The 24,057-nt window shown below is 66.9% G+C and carries 23 protein-coding genes; 14 read left to right on the plus strand and 9 right to left on the minus strand.

Annotated elements, in window-relative coordinates; genetic code table 11:
- Nucleotides 1-184: 184 nt before the first annotated feature.
- From ACAG24_RS20405 to ACAG24_RS20415, 3 genes are read right to left on the minus strand one after another with little or no spacing between them, the layout of a single operon-like run.
- Nucleotides 185-487 (minus strand): hypothetical protein, encoded by a 303-nt coding sequence (locus ACAG24_RS20405; protein WP_370474240.1) that lies wholly within the window; start codon nt 485-487, stop codon nt 185-187.
- Nucleotides 488-496: 9 nt separating this feature from the next.
- Entirely contained in the window at nt 497-2,008 is a 1,512-nt protein-coding gene (locus ACAG24_RS20410) for a class I adenylate-forming enzyme family protein (RefSeq protein ID WP_370474241.1), read from the minus strand.
- Nucleotides 2,005-2,871 (minus strand): SDR family oxidoreductase, encoded by an 867-nt coding sequence (locus ACAG24_RS20415; RefSeq protein ID WP_370474242.1) that lies wholly within the window; start codon nt 2,869-2,871, stop codon nt 2,005-2,007. The genes ACAG24_RS20410 and ACAG24_RS20415 overlap by 4 nt, the downstream gene beginning before the upstream one ends.
- A 175-nt stretch (nt 2,872-3,046) precedes the next feature.
- Here ACAG24_RS20415 and ACAG24_RS20420 point away from each other — a divergent pair, with 175 nt between their 5' ends.
- From ACAG24_RS20420 to ACAG24_RS20435, 4 genes are all read left to right on the plus strand, one after another.
- Nucleotides 3,047-4,636, plus strand: a complete 1,590-nt coding sequence (locus ACAG24_RS20420; RefSeq protein WP_370474243.1) for a methylmalonyl-CoA mutase family protein — start codon at nt 3,047-3,049, stop codon at nt 4,634-4,636.
- Nucleotides 4,637-4,655: 19 nt separating this feature from the next.
- Nucleotides 4,656-5,054: a cobalamin B12-binding domain-containing protein gene (locus ACAG24_RS20425; RefSeq protein WP_370474244.1), complete on the plus strand. Its 399-nt coding sequence runs from the start codon at nt 4,656-4,658 to the stop codon at nt 5,052-5,054.
- A gap of 85 nt (nt 5,055-5,139) precedes the next feature.
- Nucleotides 5,140-6,096 carry an LLM class F420-dependent oxidoreductase gene (locus tag ACAG24_RS20430; protein ID WP_370474435.1) on the plus strand — a complete coding sequence of 319 codons (957 nt, stop codon included), beginning with the start codon at nt 5,140-5,142 and terminating at the stop codon, nt 6,094-6,096.
- 60 nt (nt 6,097-6,156) lie between these two features.
- Nucleotides 6,157-7,212, plus strand: coding sequence for a CaiB/BaiF CoA transferase family protein (locus ACAG24_RS20435; protein ID WP_370474245.1), 1,056 nt, complete (start codon nt 6,157-6,159; stop codon nt 7,210-7,212).
- Here the strand turns inward: ACAG24_RS20435 and ACAG24_RS20440 are convergent.
- Entirely contained in the window at nt 7,200-7,529 is a 330-nt protein-coding gene (locus ACAG24_RS20440; protein WP_370474246.1) for a 2Fe-2S iron-sulfur cluster-binding protein, read from the minus strand. The two genes, ACAG24_RS20435 and ACAG24_RS20440, sit on opposite strands and share 13 nt — an antisense overlap.
- 112 nt (nt 7,530-7,641) lie before the next feature.
- Here ACAG24_RS20440 and ACAG24_RS20445 point away from each other — a divergent pair, with 112 nt between their 5' ends.
- From ACAG24_RS20445 to ACAG24_RS20460, 4 genes are read left to right on the plus strand one after another with little or no spacing between them, the layout of a single operon-like run.
- Nucleotides 7,642-9,075, plus strand: a complete 1,434-nt coding sequence (locus ACAG24_RS20445; RefSeq protein ID WP_370474247.1) for a class I adenylate-forming enzyme family protein — start codon at nt 7,642-7,644, stop codon at nt 9,073-9,075.
- The gene (locus ACAG24_RS20450) at nt 9,053-9,868 is read left to right on the plus strand and encodes an acyl-CoA dehydrogenase family protein (protein WP_370474248.1); all 816 of its coding nucleotides are present in this window, start codon (nt 9,053-9,055) and stop codon (nt 9,866-9,868) included. Before ACAG24_RS20445 ends, ACAG24_RS20450 begins: the two co-directional genes overlap by 23 nt.
- Nucleotides 9,855-10,943: an acyl-CoA dehydrogenase family protein gene (locus tag ACAG24_RS20455; protein ID WP_370474249.1), complete on the plus strand. Its 1,089-nt coding sequence runs from the start codon at nt 9,855-9,857 to the stop codon at nt 10,941-10,943. Before ACAG24_RS20450 ends, ACAG24_RS20455 begins: the two co-directional genes overlap by 14 nt.
- Nucleotides 10,944-10,947: 4 nt before the next feature.
- The gene (locus ACAG24_RS20460; protein ID WP_370474250.1) at nt 10,948-11,712 is read left to right on the plus strand and encodes an enoyl-CoA hydratase/isomerase family protein; all 765 of its coding nucleotides are present in this window, start codon (nt 10,948-10,950) and stop codon (nt 11,710-11,712) included.
- A gap of 159 nt (nt 11,713-11,871) precedes the next feature.
- On the opposite strand, the gene ACAG24_RS20465 is transcribed toward ACAG24_RS20460, so the two are convergent.
- Both ACAG24_RS20465 and ACAG24_RS20470 read right to left on the minus strand, forming a co-directional pair.
- A complete protein-coding gene (locus ACAG24_RS20465; protein WP_370474251.1) occupies nt 11,872-12,612 on the minus strand; it encodes an SDR family oxidoreductase in 741 nt (246 codons plus the stop codon).
- Between the two features lie 18 nt (nt 12,613-12,630).
- A complete protein-coding gene (locus tag ACAG24_RS20470; protein WP_370474252.1) occupies nt 12,631-13,395 on the minus strand; it encodes an SDR family NAD(P)-dependent oxidoreductase in 765 nt (254 codons plus the stop codon).
- 97 nt (nt 13,396-13,492) lie between these two features.
- Between ACAG24_RS20470 and meaB the strand changes: the two genes are divergently transcribed.
- A complete protein-coding gene (gene meaB, locus ACAG24_RS20475) occupies nt 13,493-14,392 on the plus strand; it encodes a methylmalonyl Co-A mutase-associated GTPase MeaB (protein ID WP_370474253.1) in 900 nt (299 codons plus the stop codon).
- Here the strand turns inward: meaB and ACAG24_RS20480 are convergent.
- Genes ACAG24_RS20480 through ACAG24_RS20490 form a run of 3 tightly spaced genes read right to left on the minus strand, consistent with a single transcriptional unit; the run spans nt 14,323 to nt 17,324 of the window.
- Nucleotides 14,323-14,934 carry a TetR/AcrR family transcriptional regulator gene (locus ACAG24_RS20480; RefSeq protein WP_370474254.1) on the minus strand — a complete coding sequence of 204 codons (612 nt, stop codon included), beginning with the start codon at nt 14,932-14,934 and terminating at the stop codon, nt 14,323-14,325. The genes meaB and ACAG24_RS20480 overlap by 70 nt on opposite strands.
- Nucleotides 14,935-14,987: 53 nt before the next feature.
- Nucleotides 14,988-16,601, minus strand: coding sequence for an FAD-dependent oxidoreductase (locus tag ACAG24_RS20485; RefSeq protein WP_370474255.1), 1,614 nt, complete (start codon nt 16,599-16,601; stop codon nt 14,988-14,990).
- A 21-nt stretch (nt 16,602-16,622) separates the two neighbouring features.
- Nucleotides 16,623-17,324, minus strand: a complete 702-nt coding sequence (locus ACAG24_RS20490; protein WP_370474256.1) for an IclR family transcriptional regulator — start codon at nt 17,322-17,324, stop codon at nt 16,623-16,625.
- 152 nt (nt 17,325-17,476) lie between these two features.
- Here ACAG24_RS20490 and ACAG24_RS20495 point away from each other — a divergent pair, with 152 nt between their 5' ends.
- From ACAG24_RS20495 to ACAG24_RS20515, 5 genes are all read left to right on the plus strand, one after another.
- The gene (locus tag ACAG24_RS20495; protein WP_370474257.1) at nt 17,477-18,343 is read left to right on the plus strand and encodes an alpha/beta fold hydrolase; all 867 of its coding nucleotides are present in this window, start codon (nt 17,477-17,479) and stop codon (nt 18,341-18,343) included.
- The gene (locus ACAG24_RS20500; RefSeq protein WP_370474258.1) at nt 18,340-20,061 is read left to right on the plus strand and encodes a bifunctional 3-(3-hydroxy-phenyl)propionate/3-hydroxycinnamic acid hydroxylase; all 1,722 of its coding nucleotides are present in this window, start codon (nt 18,340-18,342) and stop codon (nt 20,059-20,061) included. Before ACAG24_RS20495 ends, ACAG24_RS20500 begins: the two co-directional genes overlap by 4 nt.
- Nucleotides 20,009-20,926, plus strand: a complete 918-nt coding sequence (locus ACAG24_RS20505) for a 3-carboxyethylcatechol 2,3-dioxygenase (protein WP_370474259.1) — start codon at nt 20,009-20,011, stop codon at nt 20,924-20,926. The genes ACAG24_RS20500 and ACAG24_RS20505 overlap by 53 nt, the downstream gene beginning before the upstream one ends.
- A 65-nt stretch (nt 20,927-20,991) precedes the next feature.
- Nucleotides 20,992-22,716, plus strand: coding sequence for an FAD-binding protein (locus ACAG24_RS20510; protein WP_370474436.1), 1,725 nt, complete (start codon nt 20,992-20,994; stop codon nt 22,714-22,716).
- 6 nt (nt 22,717-22,722) lie between these two features.
- On the plus strand, nt 22,723-24,042 hold the full coding sequence (locus ACAG24_RS20515; protein WP_370474260.1) for an LLM class flavin-dependent oxidoreductase: 1,320 nt from the start codon (nt 22,723-22,725) through the stop codon (nt 24,040-24,042).
- The last annotated feature ends 15 nt before the right edge of the window (nt 24,043-24,057 follow it).

Raw genomic sequence — 24,057 nt, forward strand, 5'->3', positions numbered from 1 at the left:
GTCGGGTGCCGGAATGGAATGCGCTTCGCGACGAGCCGTGTCGGGCGCCGCTCGCCAGCTGCCGGGCAGGAAGCAGACCGCCACGGCCGAGACCACCGACACCGCAATCACATACGCGGCGATCGCCTTACCGGACCCGGTGGCGCTCCACAACGCGGTGGCGACACCGTCATGGCCGGCGTGTCTAGTCGCTGGCGGGCAGCGGCTTGGCTTCCTTGAGTGAGAGCGGGGTCGAGCCGATGCTGATGGTGCCCTTGCCCGCCTTGGTGACGAGAACCTCGGCGCCGCCGTCGTCGACGTAGCGCTTGCCCATCAGATTGCCGTCGGCCAGCGAGTCGTCCAAAGAGAGGCTCGAATCAACCTCGCCGCCCACCGGGATCACCGGCGCCCCTCCGACCCTCAGGTCGTCGAGGCTCTCGGCGCTGCGGACGACGATCACCTGGGTGTCGCAGACCTGGCTCTGCAGGCGGGTGCCGTTCTTGATCATGCGGGCTCCTTATGTCGCGGCCGGTTGCGCCGGCAATCGGTCCTGGTTCAGTTCGCTGACGAGTTCGCGGCGCAGCACCTTGCCGGTCGCGTTGGTGGGCAGCTCTTCTCGGAACACCACCCGGTCGGGAGTCCGGGAGCCGCGCAACTGAGAGCGCACATAGGAGCGCAGGTCCTCCACATCGGGGACGGTGCCCTGCTGCGGCACGACGACGGCGACGATGATCTGGCCCCACCCGGGGTCGTCGACGCCGACGACGGCGCAGTCGTGCACGTGGGGATGCTCGACGAGGACGTCCTCGATCTCGGCGGGTGCGATGTTCTCGCCGCCGCGGATGATCGTGTCGTCGGAGCGGCCACCGATGAACAGATAGCCCTCCTCGTCGAGGTGGGCGACGTCCTTGGTGGGGAACCACCCGTTCTCGTCGAGCACGGAACCGATGTCGGTGTACTTCCCGGACACCTGCTCCCCGCGGACGAACAGCTCACCGGTCTCGCCGGGGCCCAGCACGGTGCCGTCCTCGCCGCGGATCTCGACCTCGATACCCGGCACGGGCTGTCCCACCGAGCCCAGCCGCCGCGTCGCGGCGTCGTCGGCGGCGGCCAGCGCGGCGCGGTGGTCGTCGGGGGTGAGCACGGCGATGGTCGAGCTGGTCTCGGTGAGACCGTAGGCGTTGACGAACCCGACCGCCGGGAGCAGCGACAACGCCTTTCGGACCAGCGGCAGCGGAACCTTGGACCCGCCGTAGGCGAGGGTGCGCAGCGTGGGCAGGGTGGCGTTCTCCGCCTCCAGGACCGTCACGATGCGGTCGAGCATGGTGGGCACCACCGTCGCCGACGTGACGCCCTCCTCGGCCACCAACCGCACCCACTTCTGTGCGTCGAAGTTGGTGAGGTAGACCATCTTTCGGCCCGCGTACAGGTTGGACAGGGCGGCGCTGACCCCGGCGATGTGATACGGCGGCACACAGATCAGCGCGGCATCGTCGGGCTCGGCCGAGGCGAATTCGACGGTGCCCATGATGTAACTGGTCAGGTTGCTGTGGGTGAGCTCGACGGCTTTGGGCTTGGACGTCGTCCCCGAGGTGAAAAGCACCACGCCGACGCTGTCGGGGTCGGCGAACTCCGCGGCAGGCTCGGCCGTTCGGGCCTGCTCGAGGAACTCCGCCGAGCCGATCGTCCGGTATCCGTCACCGACCGCGTCGCGATACTCGTCGTCGACCACCACCAGAGGGTCGGGGAGCCGGTCGAGCAGCGCGCGCAGACCGTCGGCCGACAACCGGTAGTTCAGCGGCGTGACCGGTATCGCGGCTCGCGCGGACGCGAACAGGAGCAGCGGCAGCAGCGCGCCGCCCGTGCCGACATAGGCCACGTGCTGGGCCCCTGATGCCGTGATGACGCCGGCGCCGCCGTCGGCCAGGCCGCTGAGTTCCGCCGTGGTGAGGCGCAAGTCGTCGGCCACGATGGCCGTCCGGTCGGGACCGGCGTCGCACGCCATCTCCAGCAGCAGCGAGATGCTCATGAGGTGCGCTCGTCGACGAAGATGTCCAGGATCGGGTCGTCACCGCCGCCATAGGGGGACAGGTCGGTCACGCCCGCCTTGGTGAGGACCTCGGAGTCGATGAAGGTCTGCCCGTTCACGTCGGCCGAGGGCTGCGACAGGATCGCCACCGCGGCGTCGGCCATGATCTCCGGGCTCCGGGACGCCTTCACGAGCGCGTCCCCCTCCGCGAGGTTCGTCACCGCCGAGGTCGCGATGTACGTCTCCGGCCACAGACAGCTGAAGCCGATCCCCGCGTCCGCGTATTCGGCAGCCCAGCCGAGCGACAGGAGCGTCATTCCGTACTTGGACAGCGTGTAGGTGGGGTGGGCGCCCAGCCATTTGGCCGACAGGTTCAGCGGCGGCGCGAGCGTGAGCACGTGCGCGGATTGCGACTGCTGCAGATGCGGCAGCGCGGCCTTGGTCAACAGGAAGGTGCCCCGGACGTTGATGTCCATCATGAGGTCGAACTTCTTGACCGACAGCTGATCGGTCGCCTCGGTGGCGATCGCGCTGGCGTTGTTCACGACGATGTCCACGCCGCCGAAGTGCTCGACGGCGGTGTCGATCGCGCGCGCCACGTCTTCTTCCTTGCGGACGTCGCCGACGACCGCGACGCCCTTGCCGCCGGCCGCCTCGACCTCTGCCACGGCGGTGTGCACGGTGCCGGGAAGCCGGGGGTGCGGCTCGGCCGTCTTGGCCAGCAGCACGACGTTGGCGCCGCGGCGGGCGGCGCCCAAGGCGATGGCCAGACCGATCCCTCGGCTCCCTCCGGAGACCACGATGGTCCGGTCGGCGAACGACGTCCGGTCCGTCGTGCTGTCCGTCGTGTCGTGTCCAGGCAAACGTCGGCCCTCCTCGTCGGCGCTAGATAGTGCCGTTCTCATTTTAGGCGAATCCCATAATCGCTGTGTACCGGGGCTTCGACTCGGTTATTGGGGGTGTCGCACATGCTGCAGCGTGCGGCTTTCCCTCAGACGGTATTGGCATTCTCATTTTTTGCAAGTACGTTATCCAACGATGAGCGAGCAAGTCGTGCCTCGGGTCGAGACCCCCTCCGGTATCCCGCTGGAACCCGTGTACGGGCCGGGCGAGCGGGCGGCCGAACCGCCGCCACCCGGTGAGTATCCGTTCACGCGCGGTAACTTCGCGTCCGGTTACCGCGGTAAGACGTGGACCTTCCGTCAGTATTCGGGCTTCGGCACCGCCGAGGAGTCGAACAACCGCTACCGCTACCTGCTGGATCAAGGCGGTACGGGACTGTCGGTAGCCCTGGACCTGCCGACGCAGTGCGGCTATGACTCCGACGACGAAGAGTTCGGCGAGGAGGTCGGCCGCGTCGGTGTCGCCGTGGACACCCTGGCCGACGCGGAGATCCTGTTCGACGGCATACCGCTGGACAAGATCAGCACGAGCTTCACGATCAACGGCACCGCTGCCATCCTGCTCGCGTTCTATGTCGCGGCGGCCGAGAAGAAGGGGGTGCCCCGCGAGAAGCTCACGGGCACCATCCAGAACGACATCCTCAAGGAGTACGCGTCCCGCGGGACGTGGATCTGGCCGCCGGAACCGTCGCTGCGCCTGATCGCCGACACCATTGAGTTCTGCGCCGCCGAGGTGCCGAGGTTCAACGCGATCTCGGTGGCCGGCGCACACTTCCGCGACGCAGGTGCCAACGCCGTGCAGGAGATGGCGTTCACGCTGGCCGACGGCGTCACCTACTGCGACACCGTGGTCGAGCGCGGCCGCATGACCATCGACAAGTTCGCGCCGCAGATCTCGTTCTTCTTCTACACCCACGGCGACTTCTTCGAAGAGATCGCCAAGTACCGGGCCGGGCGCCGGCGCTGGGCGACGATCGTGCGGGAGCGCTACGGCGCCACCACCGACAAGGCCTCGATGTTCCGCTTCGGCTGTGTCGCCGGTGGAGCGTCGCTGTATGCCCCGCAGGCGCAGAACAACCTGGTCCGTGTCGCCTACGAAGCGATGGCCGCTGTGCTCGGCGGCGTGCAGTCGATGTTCACCGCCGCGTGGGACGAGCCGTTCGCGTTGCCCTCGGAGGAATCGGCGACGCTGGCGCTGCGCACCCAGCAGATCCTGGCCTACGAGACGGGTGTGACGAAGGTGGCCGACCCACTGGGCGGCTCCTACTTCGTGGAGGCGCTCACCGACGCCACCGAGGAGAAGATCATCGAGATCATGCACGATCTCGAGACCCACGGCGGCATGGTGCGCTGCATCGAGGATGGCTACCTTCAGGGCCTGATCGCCGACGAGGCGTTCAAGATCCATCAGGAGGTGGAATCGGGGGAGCGCCCCGTCGTGGGCGTCAACAAGTTCGTCGTCGACGAACCGCCGCCCGACCTGGCCACCTATGAGCTCGACGCGGAGGGGCGCGACAAGCAGCTCCGGCGTCTTGCGAAGGTCAAGGCCGAGCGCGACGACGTGGCGGTGAAGGAAGCACTGGCCGCGTTGGCCCGCTCCGCCGAAGGCGATGACAACCTGATGCACAAGCTGATCGACTGCGCGAACGCCTACTGCACAGTGGGAGAGATGGTGTCGACCCTGAAGTCGGTGTGGGGCGAGTTCCAGCAGCCTGTCGTCTTTTAATGGAGGAGCTGTTCTAACGATGAGTGCTCGAGTTCTGGTGGCCAAGCCAGGTCTGGACGGCCACGACAGGGGAGCCAAGATCGTCGCGCGCACGCTGCGCGACGCGGGTTTCGAGGTGATCTACACCGGCATCCGGCAGCGCATCGAAGACATCGTGTCGATCGCCCTTCAGGAAGATGTTGCGCTGGTCGGCCTTTCGATCCTCTCGGGGGCCCATGTCACGCTGACGGCCCGGACGGTCGACGCACTGCGGGCGGCCGACGCAGGCGACATCGCCGTGGTCGTGGGTGGGACCATCCCCCAGGGAGATGTGCAGAAGCTGCTCGACGCCGGTGCGGCCGCGGTCTTCCCGACCGGTACCTCGCTGGAGGACCTGGTGCGCGACGTGCGTGAGCTGACCAAGGAAGCCGCACTGTGATGGCGGAGTCACCGAGTGTGCGCCCTGGGCGCCATTTCGGGCTGTTCTCCGCCCTGAACGCACACTCGCCGAAGGAGGCATGGCAATGAGGCTCGGCGTCATGATCGGGGCCGAGCGAGGCGATATGGCCCGCAAGGTCGCCAAATTGGTCTCCGACATCGAATGGGCCGAGTCGGCCGGTCTGGATACCGCGTGGATGCCGCAGGTGCCCAACGATTTCGACTGCCTGACGATGGTGGCCCTGATGGCCGCCCACACCTCGCGCATCGAACTCGGCACCGCTGTCGTGCCGCTGCAGGCGCAGCACCCCATTGCCCTTGCTCGACAGGCACTTTCGGTGCACGCGATGGCAGGCAACCGGCTGGCTCTCGGTGTCGGGCCGTCACACCATTGGATCGTGCGCGACATGTTGGGCATCCCGTACGAGAAGCCTGCGGCCTACACCCGCGACTACCTGCAGGTGCTCAACACCGCGCTGGCCGGCCCTGGCGACGTCGACGTCGAGAACGATTCATTCACGGTGCACAACCCGACGGTTCTCGGTGCGGAGCAGCCTGTTCCGGTGCTCGTCGCCGCGCTCGGACCGGTGATGCTGCAGATTGCGGGCGAGCAGGCCGACGGCACCGTGTTGTGGATGGCCGACGAGAAGGCCATCGGAGAGCACATCGCGCCGAAGATCACCAAGGCTGCGGCGGACGCCGGCCGTCCGGCGCCGCGCATCGTGGCGGGCATCCCGGTGTGTCTGTGTGCGAACTCCGAGATCGATGCGGCCAAGGAGCGAGCCAACCGGATCCTGGCCGAGGCGGAGACGTCACCGAACTATCAGCGGCTGCTGGACCGCGGCGATGCCCGCAATGTCGGTGACCTCTGCGCTGCCGGCGATGAAGAGTCGATTCTGAAGCGGTTCAAGCAGTTCGCCGATGCCGGTGTCACCGATCTGTCGGTGCGTCTGCTGCCGATCGGGGAGACGCGCGATGAGTTGGTGGCGTCGAAGTACCGGACGCGTGAGGTGATCGGCGAGCTCGCCAAGGCCGTGCGATGAGCGCTTGCGCGAAGAGCCGAGGGCAGCGATGAGCGCTTGCGCGAAGAGCCGAGGGCAGCGATGAGCGCTGGGCCGCTTGCCGGCATCCGGATTCTCGAGGTCGGCGTCATGCTCGCGGGGCCGTACGCGACGATGATGCTGGCCGACCTCGGCGCCGAGGTGATCAAGATCGAACCGCCGGGTGGGGAGATCTCCCGGCAGGTCAGCGACAGCTATTTCGCGAGCCTGAACCGCAATAAGCAGAGCGTGATGCTGGACCTGCGTTCTGCGGAAGGCCGTCAGCAGCTGGGTGAGCTGGTCGCGAATTCGCATGCGCTGCTGGTCAACATGAAGCCGTCGGCGATCAAGCGGCTTGGATTGACCTACGAGTCGCTCAAGGTGTTCAACGAGGCCATCGTCTGTGTTGCGCTGACGGGCTTCGGGCTGAACGGCGGCGACGATCCGGCGTTCGACTACGTGATCCAGGCGGCGACGGGCGTGGCGGCGATGACGGGCGATCCGCAGGGCCCGCCGACGCTGCCGGGCTATTCGTCGGTGGACAACTCGACGGGCCTGACCGCGGCGCTCGGCCTGCTGGCGCAGATCGTGGCGGGCCGCGGCGGGCAGGTCGACGTGTCGATGCAGGACGTGATGCTGTCGCAGTTGAACTATCGGGCGGCGGCGTTCCTCAACGACGGGCTCGAGCCGAAGCGTTATCCCTATGGCGCGCACTCGTTCTACGTTCCGGCGCAGTTGTTCCTCACCGCGCAGGGTTATCTGGCGCTGTTCATCACCCACGACGCGTTCTGGGCTGCGTTCGCGGCCGAGGCGGGCATCGAGGGCTTCGAGACGTTGGCCGAGCGTGCGGCCCGCCGCGACGAGGTGCTGGAGCTGGTCAGCGCTGTGTTGGCGACGGACGCCGCGGTGAACTGGCAGGAACGGTTGCGGCCCTTGGGACTTCCTGTCGCTGCGGTGCGGACCTTGCCGGAGGCGCTTGAGGCGACGCCTGAGGCGTTGGTCACGGCGGGAAGCTTCCGGTTGGTGGGCAGCCCGGTCAAGATCGCCGGTTATGAACCCGAGTACCGGCCGGCGCCGGCGCTGGACGAGCACGCCGGCGCGACGACTCACTCGTCGTAGTTGACTGTCACATCGGGGGTGTCGGGGACGGCCTGGCAGGTGAGGACGTATCCCTCGTCGACCTCGTCCTGGGTCAAGGCATCGTTGACACGCATCGTCGCCGTGCCCTCGGTGAGCAGTGCCATGCATGTGCCGCAGTTGCCTGCCTCGCAGGAGAACGGCGGCCCCATGCCCGCGCGGCGTGCACTCTCAAGCAGGGTTTCACCCGCCCGCTGTGCCACCGACGCGGTGCTGCCATCGAGCTGGATGGTGATGGTGCCTTGGGCTGCTGCCTCAGTCACTGCGGACCCCGTTCCCGGTGTCTGCGGGTCGGTCATATGACCCTCTCTCGACATTGTCATTCTGATAATAGGAGAATACTATTCTCCTGGACAAGCGGTAGTCCTCTCGCGAACATCATCCACTACTCCCGGAAGGGGCGCGCGCGACGTGAGTGAGCCGATGGCGCTCGCCTTCGAGGAGCGGCAGTACAGCCTTGCCGACCTCGACGCGCTGGCCGGCGGGATGGCTTCGTCGTTGAACCGCCGAGGTGTCACACGAGGCTCGCGCGTCGCGCTGATGTCGTCCAACCGACCGGAGTTCGTCGTCGCACTGCGTGCCATCTGGCGCCTGGGAGCCGCGGCGGTACTGCTGAGCCCCGCCTGGAAGCAGGCCGAGGTGGCTCACGCCCTGTCGCTGACGGCGCCGACCCATGCGGTCGGCGACCATCCGGTGCTCGCGGAGGCGATGCCGATGCTTTCGCTCGACGACGAGATCGTGCCCGGGCCCTATCTGGCCGAGGCGCCCGCTCCGGAAGACGACGCGGTGTTCGTGTTCAGCTCGGGGACTACGGGCATGCCCAAGGCGGTGCGACACACGCACTCCTCGTTGGCCGTGGCGATCCGGCACTGGCGTGAGGCGCTTGGCCTGACGTCGGCGGACCGGATGCAGGTGATGACTCCGCCATCGCACATTCTCGGTCTGCTCAACATCATCATGGCGCTCGACACCGGTGCGTGGATCCGGCTGCACCGCCGGTTCGACATCGACAACATGCTGCGCCACATCGAATCCGATGGGATCACGATCGAGATGGCCGTCGCGCCGATTGCGCTCGCGCTGTCGGCGCATCCACATTTGGAAGACCACGACCTGTCGTCGCTGCGCTACATCATGTGGTGCGCCACGCCCGTGACACAGACTGTGGCCGAGGCTGTTTCGGCGCGCACCGGGGTCCCGTGGGTGACCGCCTACGGGGCCAGTGAACTACCGGTGATCTCGTGCAACGACCTTCAGGGCGCGCGGCTCGACACGGTCGGACGGGCCGTCGCGGGAGTGGACATCCGCACTGTGTCGCTGGAGACCGGTGAGCCGTTGCCCGCCGGCGAGCAGGGTGAGATCCAGGTGCGCTCCGGTTCGGCGATGGCCGGCTACCTCCCGGAACACTGGACGGCGGAGGCGTTTTCCGACGGCTGGTACCGGACCGGCGACATCGGCAGCCTCGATGCCGAGGGATGGCTGCGGATCACCGACCGCGCCAAGGAGATGATCAAGGTCCGCGGCTTCCAGGTGGCGCCCGCCGAAATAGAGGCGGTGCTGCACGGTCATCCCGCGGTCGAGGACTGCGCGGTGTTCGGCGTACCCGCGGCCGACGGGGAGGCGATCGTCGCCGCGGTGACGGTCAACCACGCCGTCGGCACCGACGAACTCGTCAACGTGGTCGGCGACCGGTTGGCCTCCTACAAACGTCCGAGCCGCGTCGTGATCGTCGATGAGATCCCGCGCCTGCCCTCGGGCAAGGTGCTCCGACGAGTGCTACGGGAGCAGGCGATGAGCGCTTGCGCGAAGAGCGGAGGAAATGATGGACGTCCGTCTGACCAGTGAGCAGCGACAGCTGCGCGATGCCGCCGCAGAGGTGGCAGGGGACTTCGGGCCGGGCTCGGTGGCCGACCTCGACGACGCGACGCGCCTTGCGCGGCTCGAGAAGGCCGTGGATGCCACCGGTTTCCGGACTCTGCGCGCTGACGGTGCGTCTGCCGTCGAGGTCGCTCTCGTCGCCGAGGAGTTCGGCAGGGGATTGGTCGACGTGCCCTACCTCGGGCCGGTGCTCATCGACGACCTGCAGAGCAGGCTCGGACGATCGGTGTCCTCGCCCGAGGATGTTCCCGAGTCCGTCGACCTGACGAGAAGCCTTGCCGGAGTGGTGGAATCGCCGGGGGAGCTGGGCGAGTTGTCCGACGAGGACGCTGGGCGCTGGTATGCGCTGGCGCTCGCGGCGACCACCGCCGACATCGTCGGCGCGGCGCGAGGTACCCACGCGCTGGCCACAGAGTATGCCAAGGTGCGCGAGCAGTACGGTTCGGCCATCGGCTCTTATCAGGCCGTCGCGCATCTGCTCGCCGAGAGCCTGGCGTTGATCGAAGGGTCGATCAGCGTTGCGCGCCACGGGGCGTGGGCGGTCGACGAGCTCCCGGTGCGTGAAGCGATCGAGGCGAACCGCGTGGCGAAGATCTACTGTGCCCGCGCAGCGATGACGGTGTGCGAGACGTCGATTCAGGTGCACGGCGGCATCGGCAACACCTGGGAGTGCCTGGCCCACATCTATCTTCGCCGGGTGTTGGCCGCCACCGAGACCTGGCCCGCCAAGTTGGAGGAGCTGACCATTGGACTTTCGTGATTCGCCCGACGAGGCCGCCTTCCGCGAGCGGTTGAGCGGCTGGCTCAAGGAGCAGAAGGGCAAGTTCCCGACCTCCGGTGACGCATATTGGGCCAAGGCAGGGGAGTGGCACCAGGCGCTCTTCGAGGCCGGCTTCTTCGGCACGTCGTGGCCGAAGGCGTACGGCGGCCAGGACCTTCCGCCGGTGTACGACGTCATCGTCGACGAGGAGATCGCGAAGGCCGGCGCTCCCGCGCGGCCCAGCCTCGGCTATCTCGTCGTCGGCCTGAGTCACCATGGCAGCGAGGAACTTCGGCAGCGGTTCCTGCCGGGGATGATCAACGGCACCGAACGGTGGTGCCAGGGCTTCTCGGAGCCGGGCGCGGGTTCTGACCTGGCCTCGCTGACGACCACCGCCGTCCGCGATGGTGACGACTACGTCATCCACGGGCACAAGATCTGGACCAGTTACTCCGACGTCGCGGACTGGTGCCTGGTGCTCGCCCGCACAGACAAGGACGTGCCCAAGCACAAAGGCATCTCGGCGTTCATCGTCACGATGCACCAGGACGGCATCGAGCAGCGCCCGCTGAAGATGATCAGCGGCGTGACCAAGGAATTCGGCCAGGTCAGCTTCGACGGTGCGCGGGTACCGGCCGAGAACATGGTCGGCGCCCCCGGTGAGGGCTGGAAGCTGGCTATGACGGTCGTCAGCCACGAACGCGAACCGTCGACGCTCGGGTTCTCTGCTCGCTACGGAAAGACCGTGCGGCAGATGGCATCCGGACTTGACGGGGCTCCCAACGAGGAATTGCTGTGGGCGTGGGTGCAGACGGAGATGCTGCGCCTTCATGTGCGGAGGCGGTTGTCGGAGCAGCTCGACGGCCTCACCCACGGCCCGCAGGGATCGCTGGACAAGCTGTTGATGACGTGGGTCGAGCAGTCGGTCGGCCACGCGGCGCTCAAGACTGTCGGCACCGGCAACGAGGAGCTCTTCGGGGCCTACATGTACAGCCGCGCCCAGAGCGTCATGGGCGGCACGTCACAGATTCAGAAGAACATCATCGCGCAACGCATCCTCGGACTGGGGGTCTAGGAACATGTACGGAATGCCGGACGAGATCAAGGTCGAGGCAGACGGTGCCCTGCGCATCATCACCCTCAACCGTGCCGACGACCTCAACGCGGTCAACGACAACCTGCACGTCGGTCTCGCCAAGATCTGGGAGGAGCTCAACGAGGATGTCGACGCCCGCGCGGCCGTGATCACCGGTGCGGGCCGGGCGTTTTCGGCGGGTGGTGACTTCAACTACCTCGACGAGCTACGCAACGACGAAGCTCTGCGCCAGAAGACGATCAAGCACGGCCGCGACCTCGTCATCGGCATGGTGCGGTGCCGCATCCCGGTCGTCGCCGCCGTCAACGGGCCGGCCGTCGGGCTCGGCTGCAGCCTGGCCGCGCTGTCCGACGTCGTCTACATCGGCGAGAACGCGTTCTTCGCCGACCCGCACGTCTCGATCGGTCTGGTCGCCGCCGACGGCGGTCCGCTGGTGTGGGGTTCGCAAATAAGCCTGTTGCAGGCCAAGGAGTTTGCCCTCACCGGTGTGCGCATTAAGTCAGCCCGCGCCGTCGAACTCGGGCTCGCCAACCATGTCGTCGCGGACCCGCTCGCCGAGGCGATCGCCTGTGCCAAAAAGCTGTTGGAGCTCCCGCAGCAGGCCGTCGAGGCGACGAAGCGCCTGATGAACATCCAGTTGGAGAAGTCGGTGATGGCCTCGCTGGACTACGCGAACCTCGCCGAGTACGTGTCGTTCGGGACGCCGGAGTTCAACAAGATCGTCGACGGACTGATGGCCAAGAAGTAGAGGACCTGCACCGCGAGCGCGCGTGTCTGCGCAGGGACACGCCGCGATCCGTGTCGTGTTGCGCACTCTCGCGGTCGACGAGCGCGCACCGGTGCTCGGTGGGCACGGCGCGTCGGCGTGCAGACACGCGCGCTCGCGGTGCGAGGTTCGGGCTCAGTGCTACCTGGCGAGTTCCTCGGAGCGCTGGATGGTACCCGTGACACCCGAAGCATGCTGCCGCGCAAGGAAAACCGCGGCATCGGCCATCGCCTCCGGCGGCTCGACCATCTCGGGCGGGATCTGCATGCCCGCGCCGCCGGCCTGCCAGCCCTCGGTCAGCACGACCCGGGACGGGCTCAGGCAGTTGACGGCGATGTTGTCCGGCTTCAGGTCCGCGGCCAGGCCGAGATAGAGCCGCTCCGCGGCGGCCTTGGACACCCAGTACGCGTTGGCGCCCTGATCGGTCATCGTCACGCCGGTGGTGGTGATCGCGATCAGCGAACCCCCGCCACGGGCGCGCACGTGGGGGATGACCGCTTTGGTGACGAGGAAGACGCCGGTGGTGTTGACGTCGAGGCACAGCTGCCAGCGCTTGAGCGGAGTGGATTCGATTGGGCCGAGCCACAATACGCCGGCGTTGGCGACCAGGATGTCGATGCCGCCGAACTCGGCGACCGTAGCGGCCACCGCGGCCTCGACAGAGTCCTCGCTGGTGACGTCGCATGCGACGGGCAGCGCATGTCCACCGGCGTCGTTGATGCGTTGTGCGACAGCGCCGATGGTGCCGGGCAGCTTGCCCTCGTGTTCGGAGCGGGCGGCCACGGCGACCGACGCACCTGCGCGTGCCAGCGCCGCAGCGACGGTGGCACCGATGCCGCGGCTCGCGCCGGCGACGAACGCCACCTTCCCGTCGAGCGTCACGTCGGGGTCACTTCGCGATCATCTGGGCGGGAACCGCAATGCTCCGTCGAGGCGGATGATCTCGCCGTTGAGGTAGTCGTTCTCGACGATGCTCTGCGCCAGCCGCGCGTACTCCGTCGAGCGGCCCATGCGCTTGGGGAACGGCACCTGCGGGCCCCAGTACTGCTCGAGCTGGTCGGCGGCCTTGCCGTAGGCCGGCGTGTTGATCGTGCCCGGGGCGATGGTCACCACGCGGATGCCCAGCGGTGACAGGTCGCGCGCCGCCACGAGCGTCATGCCGAGGACACCGCCCTTGGCCGCCGAGTACGGCAGCTGACCGATCTGCCCTTCGTAGCCTGCGATCGAGGCGGTGTTGATGATGACGCCGCGCGCGCCTTCGTCGAGCGGATCGGTCTTGGCGATCGCCGCTGCCGACAGTCGCATGACATTGAACACCGCGGTCAGGTAGAACTCGATCGTCTTCTTGAAGCCTTCGAGGTCCAGCGGCGAGCCGTCCTTGCCGACGAGCCGGCCTCCGCTGGCGGGGCCGCCGTGGGTGTCGACCGAGATGCGCAGCGGCGCCAGCGATTCGGCCTCGGCGATCGCCGCGTTGACCGACTCCTCCGAGGTGGCGTCGGTGCGCACGTAGCGTACGCCGAGTTCGGACTCCAGCGCCTTGCCTTTGTCGTCGGCGAGATCGGCGATCACCACTTTCGCGCCCGCACCGACCAGTCGACGCACCGTGGCCTCTCCCAGTCCACCCGCGCCTCCGACGACCAGAGCAGAGCTTCCGGCGATCTCCATACGGCCCCTCCTTGAAACGGTGACTCTCTGCAGTGGAGAATAGCATTCTCAACATCGGAACGGTCGGGTGGGAGTGAGCCTGCGTAATCTGTCTGAAGTGACCATCGACGAGCTCATCGCCGCTGCTCGCGGCGGGTCACCGCGCGCGACGGGGCGGCTGCTCAGCGCCGTGGAGAGCCCCCGCCGGGCGCAGGTGCTCGATGCCCTCGGGCCCGTCATATCCACGCGCGTCGTCGGCATCACCGGGCCCCCGGGGGCCGGAAAGTCGACGACGGTGGGGGCGCTGGTCGGCGCCTACCGTGCGAACGGACTGCGCGTCGCGGTGCTGGCCGTGGATCCGTCGTCGCCCTACAGTGGCGGCGCGCTGCTCGGAGACCGGATCCGGATGGCGGCACACATCAACGACCCCGACGTGCTGATCCGCTCGGTGGCAACTCGTGGCCACCTCGGCGGTCTGGCCGCCGCCGTGCCCGCCTCGATCAAGTTGCTCTCAGCGCTCGGCTACGACCTGGTGATCCTGGAGACCGTCGGAGTCGGCCAGTCCGAGATCGAAATCGCCGCGGTGGCCGATCCGACGATCGTCGTCCTCAATCCCGGTGCGGGCGACGCCGTTCAGGCCGCGAAGGCGGGCCTGCTGGAAGTCGCCGACATCGTCGTCGTCAATAAGGCCGATCGGGACGGAGCCGATCAGACCGTCCGCGACCTGCGCGCCGAGACTCACGCCCCTATCCTCAAACTTGTTGCGGCGCAGGGGCGGGGCCTCGCCGAGCTGGCCGAGGTTATCGATGCCCATCATCGCGCCGACAGCCCGGAACGCCGATCGGCGAGGGCTCGCTCGCAGATCCTCTCGCTGGCGCAGACGCTGCTGCGCAACCATCCGGAACTGGATCGGCTCTCGACCCTTGTCGCCGAGGGCGGCGTTGACGCCTACACTGCTGCCGAGCGTCTCTTCGCGGACGAGTCGGCAGGCAGATCGAGCATTCGTCGCGACATCTGAATGAGTTGCGCGCGCAGCGTTTCGGCGTCGAGATCGGCGACGAGCGGATGCATGACGGCGACACTGATCGCGCTGGAGAGCATCGCCGCGTGGAATCGCGCCTCGACACCGGGTTCGGTGCCGAGCAGCGCGGCATAGAGGCGTTCGATGAAGCGCTGAAACGGCTCGTGTTCGCCCTGCAACCGGATGATCACCGGATCGAACTGCAGCACGCTGACTTCGCCGCGACGCTCGATGGCCTGATCGATCATGCGGTCGAGCAGGACCTCGCGCGCCCCGACCGGATGCCCCACCGCCTCAGCGGCTTCGACCGCGTCTTCCAGCCTGCTCATCTCGCGCTCGGTGATCGCGATGACGATCTCTTCCTTCGTCTTGAACTGCCGGTACACCGCGGCCTTGGTCACTCCCATGGCGTCGGCGATCATCTGCAGAGATGTCCCACTGACACCGTGCTCGGCGATGAGTTTCAGCGCCGCGTCCAGAACGCGGGTCTGTGCCGCCGTCCTGGTGATCGCGCTGAACCTCTGCGGTGCCGTCGTCACACCGACGAGGGTAGCCGACCAGCCGGGCGATCAGTTGCCGATCGGCAACCGCCTCAGGGCAGCGATGTACCTGTGGCCGCCGTGTAGCCGGCGCGATACCCGAACACCATGGCCGGTCCAATGGTGCCGCCGGCGCCGCCGTACGCCTTCCCGGTGGCGCCTGCCATCGCGTTGCCCGCGGCGAAGAGCCCGGTGATCGCCGTGCCGTTGACATGAAGGACGCGTCCGTCGCGATCGGTGCGCGGGCCGCCCTTGGTTCCCATGGCACCGATGGAGACCGGCACCGCGAAGTAGGGTGCCGTGTCGATCGGACCGAGGGTTCTGCCCGCCATCGTCGTTGCCAAGGCGTCACCCCAGTACCCGTCGTACGCGCTTGCCCCGCGGCCGAATTCGGGGTCGCACTCGTCGGCGACGTTCGCGTTCCACGCGTCCAGGGTGGCTGCGAGTCCCGCGGGGTCTATTCCGGTCTTCTCGCCGAGTTCATCGAGATCGGCCGACTGGCAGAACCAATCGGGTACCGGTCCGTCGGGGTCCACCCCCAGGAACCCGTAGTGCTTCAGGTGCAGCGAATCGAAGACGATCCACGCAGGGTCGTTGGCGTAGCCCAACTTCGGGTCGAGGAAATGAAACGGCCCGGCCATCGAGTTGTACTCGCCGGCCTCATTGAGGAAGCGCTTTCCCGCTCGGTTGACGATGATGCTGCGCGGACGGGTCCGTTCGAGGCGTACGCTCCTGTGGCGCGGATGGCCTTCGAAGGTGTCGCCGGGGATCTGGACGATCGGCACCCACCACGCTTCTCCCATGTTGGCCAGGTCGGCTCCGTGTGCCATCGCCATGCGTAGTCCGTCGCCGGTGTTGTTGGGAGGCGAGACCGCACCGCGCATCGGCCCTCTCAGGTAGGCCTCGACCAGGCGCTGATCCCATTCGAACCCGCCGGTGCCCAGAATCACTGCCCTGCGCGCACGCACGCGGAACTCGTTGTCGCCCTGCCGAATCTGCACACCGGTGATGCCGAGCGCGTCGGCGACGAGTTCGGTCGCTCGCGCGCCGGTGTGCGGTGCGATGCCCAGGTCGAGAAGGCCCTTCAGGAGACCGGCGATCAGTGCGGTGCCTGCGACACAGAAATCGCCGGACTCGCTGTCGACCGAGGCGTGGATCCGCGCGCGTGTCTCCGCATCGATTCCGACATTGCTGAAATCGGCAGGGAACGACGAGATCCGATCGCTCCACTCGCCGAGCCTGGATAGGTCGAAGGGCTTGGCGTTCAGCGATCGACCGCCGCCGGGCTTGCCGCCGGGAAGTTCGGGTTTGTAATCAGGAAAACCGGCCGCGACTTCGAAAACCAGATCGCTGTGGGCCTCCACGAAGTCGAGCATGCGACCGCCGGTGGTCACGAACGTCTCGACCAGCTCGTCGTCCATGAAGCCCAGGGACTGAGCGCGCAGATAGGCCATCGCGTCGTCGGCGGTCAACTCGCCGTCGGCGGCTCGGTTGTGGGCGGGGATCCACACGATTCCACCCGACACCGCCGTCGTGCCGCCGACGGTGGACGCCTTCTCGTACACCTCGACCGTGGCGCCGCTGACTGCGGCGGCCAGCGCGGCGGTCAGTCCCGCGCCGCCGCTGCCCAGAACGACGACATCGACCTCGTGATCCCAGTCGGACACCGCTGTCCCCTTTCTGTTCTGTCAGCTCAGGATCGCCGACAATTCGTTGGCTGCCTTGATGACTGCGTCGCGACCGTCCAAGACGACGTCTTCGCGGTGCGAGATCAGGTTGATACACGTTGGAGGCGACGGTGACTTCCGGCGGACGGGCACGGCCAGGCCGTAGGTGTTCGGTTCGATCTCGCCGTGGGTGATCACCCAGCCCTGCTGGCGGGTCTGCTGGACGAGTTCGCGCTCGCCGGGCCGCGGCGGCATGCTCGACAGCAACGCGATTCCGGCCGCTCCGCGATCGAGGGCATAGCGACTGCCTTCGTGGAAAGACAACTGGTAGTACACGTTTGTCGGGACCATCACCGCGACCGCCACCTGCTGCTCGCCCTCCGCGACCAGCAGGGACACCGTCGCGCCGAGTTCGTCGGCCAGGCCGCGCAGGGTCGGGACGCTCAGCTGCCGGACGTTGTTGTCGAACGATGCGCCGAGTACCGCCAGAGCGGCCCCCGACCGGTATCGGCCGTCCTCTCCCTTGCTGACGAACCGGAACTGCGCCAGCGTGCTCAGCAGCCGGTAGGCGATGGTGCGGTGCACCCCGATGTCATCGGCGACCTGCGCGACAGTGAGGCCGGTCGGCGAGCTCGCCACCAACTGCAACGCGTTGAGTCCGCGGGCCAGGGTCTGGGATCCGGGGGCGCCGGAACCCGCCGCCGGGTTTCCGGGATCAGTCATACGGACCTTCCTTGACAGACGCCGTCACGAGAGTGATGCTCTGACTATAGTGCACATGTATGTGCGATAAATGAGCAGACTGCTTACAAAATACGAGAATTCGATTCTCACCGTCAAGGTCTCGGGCAGGCCTCCACGGAAGGAGTGCAGGGGTGGCGGAGTTCGAGAGCGTATGGAGCGACCTGCAGGGCGTCGCGTTCTCCCAGGGCTATATCGACGTCCACGGCGTACGCACCCGCTACCTGCATGCCGGGGACAGCGCCAAGCCGGCGCTCGTCTTCCTGCACGGTTCCGGCGGACACGCCGAGGCTTACGTCCGTAATCTCGAAGCCCACGCCGAGCACTTCTCGACCTGGTCGATCGACATGCTCGGTCACGGCTACACCGACAAGCCGGGCCACCCCCTCGAAATCGCCCACTATGTCGAACATCTCGCGGGTTTTCTCGACGCCATCGGTGTTGAGCGAGCCCACATCAGCGGTGAGTCGCTGGGTGGCTGGGTGGCGGCGCGGATCGCCTCAGATCACCCGGAACGCATCGATCGCCTCGTGCTCAACACGGCCGGGGGATCGCAGGCCGATCCCGAGGTGATGAAACGGATCATCAGTCTGTCGATGGCCGCCGCCGAGAACCCGACATGGGAGACCGTGCAGGCCAGGGTCAAGTGGCTGATGGCCGACAAGTCCAAGGACTACGACGACATCGTCGCGAGCCGCCAGCGCGTCTACCGTCAGCCGGGCTTCGTCGATGCGATGCGCGACATCATGGCGCTGCAGGATCCGGAGATCAGGGCGCGAAACCTGCTCGGCCCCAAAGAGTACGGGGCCATCACCGCACCCACGATGGTGGTCTGGACGAGCGATGACCCCACCGCGGACGTCGAGGAGGGCCGGCGCATCGCGTCGATGATCCCGGGTGCGCGGTTCGAGGTGATGCCGGGGTGTGGACACTGGCCGCAGTACGAGGATCCGAAGACCTTCGACCGACTGCATCTGGACTTCCTGCTGGGGCGCGCATGAGTTCCCCGCGGGGCGAAATAGAAGAGGTCGACGTCGTCATCGTCGGCGCCGGCCCGGCCGGCCTGACATTGGCGAACATTCTCGGGCTGCAGGGTGTTCGGACCCTGGTCGTCGACGAACGCGACAAGCTCATCGACTATCCACGCGGTGTCGGGCTCGACGACGAGTCGTTGCGCACCTTCCAGGCGATCGGCCTGGTCGAGCGCGTCCTGCCGCACACGGTGCCCAACCAGATCCTGCGTTTCTTCGACGGCAAGCGGAACCTGCTCGCCGAAATGGCGCCCCCCGACGCCCGATTCGGCTGGCCGAAACGCAACGGCTTCGTCCAGCCCATGGTCGACGCCGAACTGTACGGCGGTTTGGAGCGGTTCGACAACGTCGAGGTCCGGTTCGGCCACCGCATGCACAACTGCGCCGAGTCGGCCGACGGTGTGACCGTCGAGTTCGACGGGGGACAACCCGCGGTGCGGGCCCGCTTCGTGGTGGGCTGCGACGGCGGGCGCAGTGCTACCCGGCGGCTGATGGGTGTGTCGTTCGACGGGACGACGTCGTCGACGCGCTGGCTGGTCGTCGACATCGCCAACGACCCACTCGGTCATCCGAACAGCGAGGTCGGTGCCGACCCCAGGCGGCCCTACGTGTCCATCGCCATCGCGCACGGTATCCGGCGCTTCGAGTTCATGATCCACCCCGACGAGACCGACGAAGTGGCCGACGATCCGGCCTTTGTGAGAAAGATGCTGGCGCAACTGATTCCGTACCCGGAGCGCGTCGACATGATCCGCCATCGCGTCTACACGCATCATTCCCGCATCGCCGGGTCCTTCCGCGAAGGTCGGCTGATGCTGGCCGGCGACGCCGCCCACCTGATGCCGGTCTGGCAAGGCCAGGGTTACAACAGCGGTATCCGCGACGCCGCGAATCTGGGCTGGAAGCTCGCCGCCGTGGTGAATGGCAACGCCGGTGAGGCGCTTCTCGACTCGTACGACACGGAACGTCGCAAGCATGCCCGCGCGATGATCGACCTGTCCACGATGGTGGGCCGCGTGATCTCCCCGACGAACCGGAAAGTGGCCGCGCTGCGGGACCGCGTGATCCATGCCGCGTCGGCGGTCCCGACACTCAAGCGCTACGTGCTGGAGATGCGTTTCAAGCCGATGCCGCGATATCAGCAGGGCGCGGTGCACCACAGCGAGCACGCAGCACCGAATTCGCCCACCGGAACCTTGTTCATCCAGCCCCGCGTCGACACCCGCGACCAGCAGAACGTCCTCCTCGACGAGGTCCTCGGGTCCGGTTTCGCGATCCTGTGCTGGAGCAACAACCTGCGTGCCGTCCTCGGACACGACGCCTTCCACCGGTGGAAAGCGCTGGGAGCCAACTTCATCGAGGCGAGACCGATGACACAGCTGCACTGGACCGGCCACGACGATCCCGACGTGGTCGTTGTCGGGGATCGCACCGGTGCGCTCAAGTCATGGTTCGACGTCTACACCGATTCCGTGCTGTTCGTGCGACCCGACCGTTGCATCGCGAGCGCCTGCATTGCCCAACGCGCACCGGAAGTCTCGGATGCGCTGTTCTCGGCGCTGCACCTGAATGTCTCACCGCACCAGGAAGGAGGATCGGATTCTCGTGGCCCAGAGCGAAATAGCGCTGTGCTGCATGTCGCACAGCCCACTGCTGAACCTTCCGGGACCGTCACAGGAACTTCTTGACGACATCGGCGGCGCGATCACAGCTGCCAGAGACTTCGTGGCGGCCTTCGACCCGCAACTCATCGTGACCTTCTCGCCCGACCACTACAACGGGTTCTTCTACCGGGCGATGCCACCGTTCTGCATCGGTACCGCGGCTGTGGGAGTCGGCGACTACGGCACCCACGAAGGGCCGCTCGACGTCCCCGCCGATCTGGCCACCGACTGTGCCCGAGCGGTTCTCGACGCCGATGTCGACGTCGCGATCTCGGCGGCGATGGACGTGGACCACGGAACCGTGCAGCCGCTGCAGAATCTCTTCGGCGACGCGACGGCCAAGCCGGTGATCCCGGTGTTCATCAACTCGGTGGCGACCCCGCTGGGCCCGGTCAGGCGGGTGCGAGCACTCGGCGCGGCCGTCGGCGCCTACCTGGCCACCCTGGGCAAGCGAGTGCTCGTCGTCGGGTCAGGCGGTCTTTCCCACGACCCGCCGGTGCCGACCCTGGCGACCGCACCGCCGGCGGCGCTGGAGCGAATCGTGCACGGCGCTCCGATGAGCACCGAACAGCGGCAGGCCCGCCAGACCGCCGTGATCGAGGCGGCCCGCGAATTTGCCTCCGGGCACGGCACACTCGCCCCGCTGAACCCCGAGTGGGATGAGGCGTTTCTGGATCTGCTCGATACCGGTCGGCTCTCAGGCGTGGACGACTGGGACAACACGTGGATTGCGGCGCAGGCCGGTAATTCGGCGCACGAGGTCAGAACCTGGGTCGCGGCCTTTTCGGCGCTGGCCGCCCAGGGTAGCTATGAAACCAGCAGCCGGTTCTATCGCGCCGCACCGGAATTGATCGCCGGTTTCGCCATCAGGACGGCGGTGCGAGCGTGACAGAACCAGTGCAGGGCTTCGACCATGTCATCGACGTGCTGGTCGTCGGTTCCGGTGGTGGCGGGATGACCGCCGCGTTGGCCGCTGACGCCGCGGGTCTCGACACGCTGGTGGTGGAGAAGTCGCCGCGGTTCGGTGGCTCGACGGCGCTGTCGGGCGGCGGTATCTGGGTGCCAGGGGCGCCGTCGCAGCGGAGGGAAGGCCACATCCCGAACCCCGACGAGGTGTTCACCTATCTCAAGGAGATCACCGGAGGGCTGGTCAGCGACGCGAGGCTGCGCAAGTACGTCGACGCCGCGCCGCAGATGATGGAGTTCCTCGAAGAGGTCAGCCCCTGGCTCGAATTCGTCTGGAAGCCCGGATACGCCGACTACTATCCGGAATTGCCCGGAGGCTCAGCTCTCGGCAGCACCATCAACGTCCCCGAGATCGACCTGCGCAAGCTCGGCGACGAGGAACAGAACCTCCTCGCGCCGCTCGCACTGGCGCCCAAGGGGATCTGGTTCGCGCCCAAGGACCTGCGGTTGTTCTATCAGGTGCGGCAGTCCTGGCGCGGCAAAGCTGTTCTGCTGAAACTCATCTGGCGGATGTTCAGGGCCCGGGTGTTCGGTGACCGGATGGCGGCCATCGGTCAGTCACTGTCTGCACGGCTGCGGCTGGCGATGAAGCAACAGAACATCCCATTGTGGCTGAATTCCCCGATGACAGAGTTGATCACCGATGTCGACGGAAGAGTCGTCGGCGCGGTGGTCGAGAAGGACGGACGAGCTCTGCGGATCCAGGCCGACCGAGGCGTGGTGCTTGCCAGCGGCGGTTTCGACCACGACATGCAGTGGCGTCTGCAGCATCTGCCCGAGCTGGCGCGCGTCGCTGAGCTTACCGGGCCCGGAAAAGATTGGAGCTTCGGCAATCCGGCGGCCATGGGCGACGGGATCAGGGCGGGCGAGAAGGTCGGCGCGGCCACCGATCTGCTCGACGAGGCCTGGTGGTTCCCTGCGATCTGCTGGCCAGACGGCCGTCTGCAGTTCATGCTCAACGAGCGGATGATGCCGGCCCAGTTCATCGTGAACGGAGCCGGTAAGCGGTTCGTCAACGAGGCGGCGCCCTATATGGACTTCGCCCACGCCATGATCGACGGCGAACGCTCGGGCGTCACACACATCCCGTGCTGGCTGATCACCGACGTCCGATCGTTTCATCGTTACGTGGTCGGCGGGCACCTGCCGATCCCGAAGGTGCCGTTCGCGCCCGTGCCGACGGGCTGGAAGGTGCCGGCCGCGTGGCTCGAATCGGGTGTGGTCAAGGCCGGCGGAAGCTGGGAAGAACTGGCACGCGAGATCGGCGTCCCGGAGACCGAATTACGCAACACCGCAGAACGATTCAACGCCCTGGCTCTCAAGGGACACGACGACGACTTCAATCGCGGCGACAGCGCCTACGACAACTACTACGGCGACCAGACGCTGCAGAATCCGAACCTGCATCCCCTCGGCAAGCCGCCCTACTACGCATTCCAGATCATCCTCGGCGACCTCGGCACGTCGGGCGGGCTGCGCACCGACGAGTTCGCCCGCGTGCTGCGCCCCGACGACACCGTGATCGACGGTCTCTACGCCGTCGGCAATGTGTCGGCCGCGGTGATGGGCCGCAGCTACGCGGGCGCGGGCGCCACCATCGGACCGGCGATGACCTTCGGCTACGTCGCAGCGCGGCACATTGCCCAGGCACGCAGCGCCGAGACGCACAAACCATCGTCAGCCATCGATAGCCCCGAATCTTCAAGGAGGTAACCAGTAATGAAAATTTCGCTGTTCTACGAGTTCCCGTTGCCACGCCCGTGGGGAGAGGACGACGAACACCAGTTGTTCCAGCACGGCCTGGACGAGGTCGAGCTCGCGGACAAGGCGGGCTTCTCCACGGTGTGGCTCACCGAGCACCACTTCCTCGAGGAGTACTGCCACTCGACGGCGCCGGAAATGTTCCTGGCCGCAGCGAGTCAGCGCACCAAGAACATCCGGCTCGGTTTCGGCGTCATGCACCTGCCGCCACCCATCAACCACCCAGCCCGTATCGCCGAGCGCGTCGCCACCCTGGACCACCTGTCCAACGGCCGCGTCGAGTTCGGCACGGGTGAAGGCTCCTCGGTCGCCGAACTCGGCGGTTTCAACATCGATCCCGCCGACAAGCGCACCATGTGGGAAGAGGCTCTCGAAGTTTCGATCCGCTGTATGACGGAGGCGCCGTTCACCGGTTTCAAGGGCGAGCACGTCGAGATGCCCGCCCGCAACGTGATCCCGAAACCGCTTCAGGACCCGCACCCGCCCGTCTGGGTCGCCTGCACCCGCCCGTCCTCGGTCGGGATGGCCGCCGAGAAGGCCATCGGCGCACTGAGTTTCGCCTACACCGGCCCGGAAGCCCTCAAGCACCGTGTCGACGGGTACTACCGCGACTTCGAAGAGAAGGGCACGCCGATCACCCCGGCGATCAACCCGAACCTGCTCGCCATCGGCGGCGACCTGTCGATGATGGTGGCCAAGACCGACGAGGAAGCGCTCAAGCGACTCGGAACCGGCGGCGGCTTTTTCTCATTCGGGATCATGCACTACTACATCAACGGCATGCACACACCGGGCCGTACCGGCGTGTGGGACCTCTACCAGGACGCGGTCAAGGAGGATCCGACCCTGGCATATGGGCCGGGTCGCGGCGCCATCGGCTCACCGGAGACCGTCCGTGAGTTCCTGCGGGGTTACGAGGCCAGCGGCGTCGACGAGATCATCCTGCTGCTCAACCCCCGCAGCCACGAGGGCACGATGGAGTCCATCGAGATCATGGGCAAGGAGATCCTGCCAGAGTTCATCGAGCGTGACGCGTTGGCCGTCAAGGACAAGGCGCAGCGGCTGGAGCCTGTGATCGAGAAGGTCGAGGCGCGCCGGCAGAATTGGGACGCACCGATGTTCGACGAGACCTACGCCTTCGGCGGCTTGCCCACCGGGCGGGGTGGCAAGTTCACCGCGGGCGAGATCCCGGAGGCGATGGCCGAGATCAACGAGGGTCGGGTGAAGGCCGCGCAGGCGGAAAAGGACGCGAAAACGGCCAAAGAAGCTGCGGGCTGAGCGACACTCACGACC

It is taken from the genome of Mycobacterium bulgaricum, assembly GCF_041287165.2.
In the GTDB taxonomy this organism is placed as follows: Bacteria; Actinomycetota; Actinomycetes; order Mycobacteriales; family Mycobacteriaceae; genus Mycobacterium; species Mycobacterium bulgaricum.

Coding starts and splice junctions, on each gene's coding strand:
- ACAG24_RS20450 (WP_370474248.1), top strand. CDS start 9,053: ATGGACGTCCGTCTGACCAGTGAGCAGCGACAGCTGCGCGATGCCGCC.
- ACAG24_RS20435 (WP_370474245.1), top strand. CDS start 6,157: ATGAGCGCTGGGCCGCTTGCCGGCATCCGGATTCTCGAGGTCGGCGTC.
- ACAG24_RS20490 (WP_370474256.1), bottom strand. CDS start 17,324: ATGACTGATCCCGGAAACCCGGCGGCGGGTTCCGGCGCCCCCGGATCC.
- ACAG24_RS20515 (WP_370474260.1), top strand. CDS start 22,723: ATGAAAATTTCGCTGTTCTACGAGTTCCCGTTGCCACGCCCGTGGGGA.
- ACAG24_RS20460 (WP_370474250.1), top strand. CDS start 10,948: ATGTACGGAATGCCGGACGAGATCAAGGTCGAGGCAGACGGTGCCCTG.
- ACAG24_RS20500 (WP_370474258.1), top strand. CDS start 18,340: ATGAGTTCCCCGCGGGGCGAAATAGAAGAGGTCGACGTCGTCATCGTC.
- ACAG24_RS20510 (WP_370474436.1), top strand. CDS start 20,992: ATGACCGCCGCGTTGGCCGCTGACGCCGCGGGTCTCGACACGCTGGTG.
- ACAG24_RS20440 (WP_370474246.1), bottom strand. CDS start 7,529: ATGACCGACCCGCAGACACCGGGAACGGGGTCCGCAGTGACTGAGGCA.
- ACAG24_RS20425 (WP_370474244.1), top strand. CDS start 4,656: ATGAGTGCTCGAGTTCTGGTGGCCAAGCCAGGTCTGGACGGCCACGAC.
- ACAG24_RS20505 (WP_370474259.1), top strand. CDS start 20,009: ATGTCGCACAGCCCACTGCTGAACCTTCCGGGACCGTCACAGGAACTT.
- ACAG24_RS20410 (WP_370474241.1), bottom strand. CDS start 2,008: ATGAGCATCTCGCTGCTGCTGGAGATGGCGTGCGACGCCGGTCCCGAC.
- ACAG24_RS20405 (WP_370474240.1), bottom strand. CDS start 487: ATGATCAAGAACGGCACCCGCCTGCAGAGCCAGGTCTGCGACACCCAG.
- ACAG24_RS20420 (WP_370474243.1), top strand. CDS start 3,047: ATGAGCGAGCAAGTCGTGCCTCGGGTCGAGACCCCCTCCGGTATCCCG.
- ACAG24_RS20470 (WP_370474252.1), bottom strand. CDS start 13,395: ATGGAGATCGCCGGAAGCTCTGCTCTGGTCGTCGGAGGCGCGGGTGGA.
- ACAG24_RS20430 (WP_370474435.1), top strand. CDS start 5,140: ATGAGGCTCGGCGTCATGATCGGGGCCGAGCGAGGCGATATGGCCCGC.